This is a genomic window from Streptomyces calidiresistens (genome assembly GCF_014141525.1).
In the GTDB taxonomy this organism is placed as follows: domain Bacteria; phylum Actinomycetota; class Actinomycetes; order Streptomycetales; family Streptomycetaceae; genus Streptomyces; species Streptomyces calidiresistens.
The window spans coordinates 1-2,404 of sequence record NZ_VKHS01000797.1 but is presented as its reverse complement, the minus strand read 5'-3'; the positions used below and the strand labels follow the sequence as shown (position 1 = coordinate 2,404).

Sequence of the window (2,404 nt, the reverse complement as noted above, 5' to 3'; positions counted from 1 at the left end):
CTCCCGCTCCCCGGCCCCTCCCCCTCCGACCGGCGGTTCTCAACACTTTGTTGAGGGGGAGGGCCGAGGTTAGCCGTCGTGAGGGGGAAACACAACGGTCGGGTCGGGTCACGGAACGTTCACGTCGACGCGGGGGATCGCCACACCGGATTGATCGCCGGGCAAACCCGATGTCATGTGCCCCCGGCACGATGGGCGGCGGCGGACGACACCGCGCCCCGGGACCACCCAGGACTCTACGGAGCACGTCCCCGGTGCCGCCGAGGGGGCGGGCCGGTGGGGCGGACCCGGGTCGTCCCGGGGTTGTCGGGCGTCCGTTTCCACCGTACGGCGGACTACGGTGGGGACATGCACGAGCAGCCGAGTCCCCACTTCGAAACCCTGGCGATCCACGCCGGCCAGGAGCCCGACCCCCTGACGGGGGCGGTGGTGCCGCCGATCCACCAGGTGTCCACCTTCAAGCAGGACGGCGTGGGCGGCCTGCGCGGCGGCTACGAGTACAGCCGCTCCGCCAACCCCACCCGGACCGCGTTGGAGGAGAACCTGGCGGCGCTGGAGGGCGGGTCCCGCGGCCTGGCCTTCGCCTCCGGCCTGGCGGCCGAGGACTGCCTGCTGCGCACCGTCCTGTCGCCGGGCGACCACCTGGTGATCCCGAACGACGCCTACGGCGGCACGTTCCGGCTGATCTCGAAGGTCGTGGAGCGGTGGGGCGTGGAGTGGTCGGTGGTCGACACCTCCGACGTCGAGGCGGTGCGCGCGGCGATGCGCCCGCGCACCCGCGCGGTGTGGGTGGAGACGCCCTCCAACCCGCTGCTGGGCATCACCGACATCGCGGCGATCGCCGAGATCACCCGCGAGGCGGGCGCGCGTCTGGTGGTGGACAACACCTTCGCGAGCCCCTATCTGCAGCAGCCGCTGGCGCTGGGCGCCGACGTGGTGGTGCACTCCACGACCAAGTACCTCGGCGGCCACTCGGACGTGGTGGGCGGGGCGCTGGTGACCTCGGACCCCGGGCTGGGCGAGGAGTTGGCCTTCCACCAGAACGCGATGGGGGCGGTCGCCGGGCCGTTCGACTCGTGGCTGGTGCTGCGCGGCATCAAGACGCTGGCGGTGCGGATGGACCGGCACAACGCCAACGCGGCGCGGGTGGTGGAGATGCTGCGCTCCCACCCGTCGGTGCACGCGGTGCTGTACCCGGGGCTGGACTCGCACCCGGGGCACGAGGTGGCGGCCAAGCAGATGTCGGGCTTCGGCGGGATGGTGTCGTTCCGGGTGACCGGCGGCGAGGAGGCCGCGGTCGCGGTCTGCGAGCGGACCCGGGTGTTCACCCTGGGGGAGTCCCTGGGGGGTGTGGAGTCGCTGATCGAGCACCCGGGGCGGATGACGCACGCCTCGGCGGCCGGGTCGGCGCTGGAGGTGCCGGCGGACCTGGTGCGGCTGTCGGTCGGCATCGAGGCGATCGACGACCTGTTGGAGGATCTGACCCGCGCGCTGGGCTGAGCGCCCCTTCGGGCGGCCCTCCGGGGCCCCGGAGGGGTGGGCGCCGGCGGGATGTCGGCGCCCGCCCCACGCGGTGGTGGGGGACGAGCCGAGGGGCCGGGTTCAATGGGTGAACCCGGCCCCCGGATCACATCTCCGGCGCCCCGCCCCTCACTCGGGGAGCGTGTAGTTCGTCTGCCAGCCGGCGACGGCGGTGTTGAAGCGGGTCAGCAGGATCCGGAAGGTGTCCCGCTCGTCCTCGGTCCAGCTCTCGGTGAGCAGCGACATCAGCTTGCACCGCGAGCGCCGCACCTCCTCCAGCCGTTCGCCGCCGCGCTGGGACAGGCGCAGCACGACCGCCCGCCCGTCGGCGGGGTCGGCGGACCGGGTCACCAGACCGGCGTCGACGAGCGGCGCCACCTGTCGGGTGACGGTCGAGGAATCGATGCCCATGCCGGCCGCGAGGGCCTTCACCCCGGTCGGCCCCTCCTGGTCCAGTTTGCTGAGGAGCAGGTAGGCGGCGCGGTCCATCGAGTTGCGGGCCGGGCCCAGACCACCGAGGCGGGTCTGTTCGGCACGGCGCGCGAAAACGGCGACCTCGTGTTGCAGGGCGTCCAGCAGGGGCGGCACCGTCTGCGGATCGGGGTGCTCACCCGAGCCGGCCGGCGGGGTGGAGGAGTGCTGGGGTGCGGTGGGTTCAGGCGTCATATCCGGGATGTCTCGCAGAGTTGCGGGTGAGGGTCAGCCGTGGGGGATGGCGCGCGGGATGTGGGCCACAGGGTACGCGCACGGGAGGGTGCACGTGCACCAATGGATGAACCTTTGACGGTTCCGTGCGGGGCCGCAACGGCCGGTTCCCGCCGCCCCGATGGGGCGGGGGCGGTCGTCCGCGCAGGTGGGGCGCCCGACCGCGTGGAGGGGCGGG

General features: G+C 73.3%; 2 protein-coding genes. One reads left to right on the top strand and one right to left on the bottom strand.

Translation table 11 applies throughout. The features are described from left to right. Positions 1-348: 348 nt before the first annotated feature. Entirely contained in the window at positions 349-1,500 is a 1,152-nt protein-coding gene (locus FOE67_RS22870; RefSeq protein WP_182666733.1) for a cystathionine gamma-synthase, read from the top strand. Positions 1,501-1,650: 150 nt separating this feature from the next. On the opposite strand, the gene FOE67_RS22865 is transcribed toward FOE67_RS22870, so the two are convergent. Continuing rightward, positions 1,651-2,187 (bottom strand): MarR family winged helix-turn-helix transcriptional regulator, encoded by a 537-nt coding sequence (locus FOE67_RS22865; protein WP_182666732.1) that lies wholly within the window; start codon positions 2,185-2,187, stop codon positions 1,651-1,653. Positions 2,188-2,404 lie beyond the last annotated feature (217 nt).